This window comes from Polaromonas sp., assembly GCF_039932935.1.
GTDB lineage: Bacteria > Pseudomonadota > Gammaproteobacteria > Burkholderiales > Burkholderiaceae_C > Polaromonas.
The window spans coordinates 1-3,035 of the sequence record NZ_JBDTPB010000038.1 but is presented as its reverse complement, the minus strand read 5'-3'; the positions used below and the strand labels follow the sequence as shown (position 1 = coordinate 3,035).

Here is a 3,035-nt window from a genome sequence, read left to right as displayed (position 1 = left end):
CCGTCATCCACTCGAAGTGTTCGTCCATGTAGCGCAGCAGCAGCTTGTGCGCCAGCGGGTCGTCTTGGGCGTGGGCCGGGCCTGCGGGCTTGATGACGGCGCGGCGGCGGGTTTTGAGGAGCTGGCCTTTGCGCATGGGCTCAGGCGGCTAAAGATTGAAGGTGGGCTTGTGGGTACGACGCGCGCTCACGTGCAAGGGGGGTGGCGCGTGCGGCGGGCTGTGCATCGGGTAATTCGCCTGCAGCCCTTATTCCATGCGCCTTAGCGGGGGTTTTGGTGGTCCGGCCAGAGGCCGACACCGCGCCGACCGCACCCCGGCCAGGGGCCGACTGCCCGCCCGCCAAGGCCGACCGCTGCGCGTCGTAGGCGCAGGTTTTGAGGGCAAGGACATCAATCAGGCCCGACAGGTGCACGGGGGTTTTGTCATCATCTTGGCCGTCATACAGCAGCTCGTACACATAGCCCTGACCGCGCAGAGCACGGTGAATCAGCAGGTATTCCATCTCGGCCAATCGGGCCAGATGCACCTTGAGCTGGGTGTCGCTGGTGCGGGTGGCGGCGCGCAGCTCGCCACGCGCAAAGCGCACCTCGCGCTGGGGCACGCCCAGCTCGGTCATGCGCCCTTGCACCAGCTCGCGCACGCTGGCCAGCACCCGCCGCGTCTGCGGCGGCAGCTCGTCCAGGCTGACGCCCAGCACCTCGTGCGCAATGCGGTTGGCCAGCTCGATATCCGAGAGGCTGGCTTCGATGTACTCGACCACGGCACCGGCGACCGTAGCGCTTTTGATTTGCCGCTGGTGCTGGTGCAAGAGCGCAATGGTGTCGATCAGGGTGAGGTACTTTTCATGATCACGCCGGGTGCGCGTGCGGTCATCGAGGAAGGTGAGCTGGTCGGCCCAGGGGTTGACCACGGCCAGCGGGCGCAAGAGGCGCTGGGCGTTGCGATGGACCGTGAGGATGGCGGTTTTCTCATGCTTGCGGGTCAGGCCCGCCAGGGTGCGGCGCTCTCGCTGCAGGCGGTGGATGGCGCGGGTCTGCTCCCGGGCTTCATCGACACTAAGGACCAAGCAGCGGTTCATCAGCTCTTCGTCAATGTCGATCGCGGTGGTGGTCATGAACAGGCTCATCGGGCCTTCGACCTTGTATTCCTGGGTGATCAGGTTGCCTGTGACGGCATCGGTACCAGTCGATGCAATGGTGAGTTCGCCTTCGGACTGCAACAGCTTTAAGGCATAGCTGGCGCGGTGTGCGCCTTCTTCTTCGGCTATCGCCAGGATCTTGTGTTTCAAGTTGGTCTGGCCCATGTAGAACAGGCTCTGCCCGGTCATGGCGCTGTACTGGATACGTTCTTCTTCGGGCACGAAGGAGAGGATGGCGTCCATCAAACTGCTCTTGCCGGCGGCGCTGCTGGACTGGATGACGATGGCCAAAGGTCTATCGAGCTTCCTGCTGACTGCGGCCAGGTAGCCGACGAGTTTGTTCGTCGCCTCGCCCACCACGCCGGCCGCTTCGAAGTCGGCCAGGATGCGGGCCGGCAGGTCTGCGGTCTTGAGCAAGGCCATGGCGTCGGCCTGCTCGGCTTCGCTCATTTTCTCGGTGGGGGTGGGCTGCAGAACTTCGGCAATGGCTTCGTCCTGCACACTCTCCAGCGCCATCAGCACGCGCCCGAGATCGGCTTTGAGGTGGCGCTCGTCCAGCCCGGTCTCGGCTGCGGCCTGTCCAGCGAAGTGGCCGCGCTGTTTGGCGTTGTACAGGTCGAGCGTGTCGACATGAAACGCGCCACCGTCCGGCGATGCAATGGCGATGCGCACATTGACCTTGAGCACGTCGGGCGAGAGGTTCTTCTCCAGGCCGCGCACGCGCCAGGCTCTGGCGGCTGCGCCTTCGCCGAAACGGATATGCACTTCCCTGCCTGCCTCACGCTGCAGGACTTCGACCCAAGGGCCTTGAGCAGCTTCGGGCATGGGCGTGGCGGGCAGCGCGGGCAGTGCAGCAGGTTCAGCGGCTAAAGAAGAAGCCGGCGCGCTGAGTTTGATGGGCTCACTCTCACTATTATTTTCATAGCTGCTTGCGCCCGTGTTATCTGGGCTGGAGGCCGATTTGGCTTGTAAGTCTTGCGCTGCAGGCGCTGTGGAGCGTTCTGGCGGCTTACCTTTGCCCAGCCAAACCGCCTGCCGAATCAGCAAACCCAGGCTCTTGGTGGCCGGGGTCACCTTGAGTGCGTACTCGTTGGCGTCCATACCCTTGGGGAACTGGATGCGGAAGCATTCCATGCCTTCGCCCATCAAACGCTCGGCCAGCTTGGCCGCTGCCCTCTCGCCGGCATCGTCGCGGTCATAGGCAATCAAGACGCGCTGCGTGCCGTGGGCCTTGAAGGCAGACAGCAGCTCGTCGGTGAAGCCTTCGACGCCGTAGGCGGTGGTGACGTTGCGGTAACCGGCGCACCAGAAGGTGAGCGCGTCAATGATGGATTCGCACAGGATGATTTCTTTGCTGGCCTGCAGCGCTGCGATGTTGAACACGCCCCGGCCGCGTTCGCTATGGCCAGGCAGGTACAGGTGCAAAGGCGTGCCGGGCCGCAGGCGCGGCGTGATCTTGCGCCCGTAGAGTTCGCACACTTCCCCCTGCGCGCCCAGCACGGGCACCACCACCGAGCCATTGAAGTGCTCGTGGCCGCTCTCACGGTAAACACCGATGCGCTCCAGCCGGGTGCGGATGTCAGCGCCGCTGCTGCGGCGTTTGTCGGGCAAACGCAACCCAAGCGTGCGGTTGGCGTAGCCCAGCTGGAAGTGATCGACCAGCTCGGGGTGATGAAGGCCGCGTGATTGCAAGTAGGCCAGCGCCTCCGGGGACTGCTTCAAGCTCTGGTGGTAGTAGTCCACCACCTGCAAGAGCAAAGCGCGGTCGTCCGCGTCCAGTGTGACCGGCGGCGGCAAGGCCCGCACCGTGCTGCGCTTGACGGGTTCGCCGCCCTGGGAGCCAGCGGCTAAAGATGAATCGTCTTTGAGCAACTCGACCGCATGGCGAAAGCTCAC

General features: G+C 64.3%; 1 protein-coding gene. It reads right to left on the bottom strand.

Annotation, left to right across the window (positions count from 1 at the left end):
- Positions 1 to 140 precede the first annotated feature (140 nt).
- A partial coding sequence (locus ABI546_RS05995) for a toprim domain-containing protein (RefSeq protein WP_348045089.1) occupies positions 141 to 3,035 on the bottom strand: 2,895 nt, incomplete at its 5' end.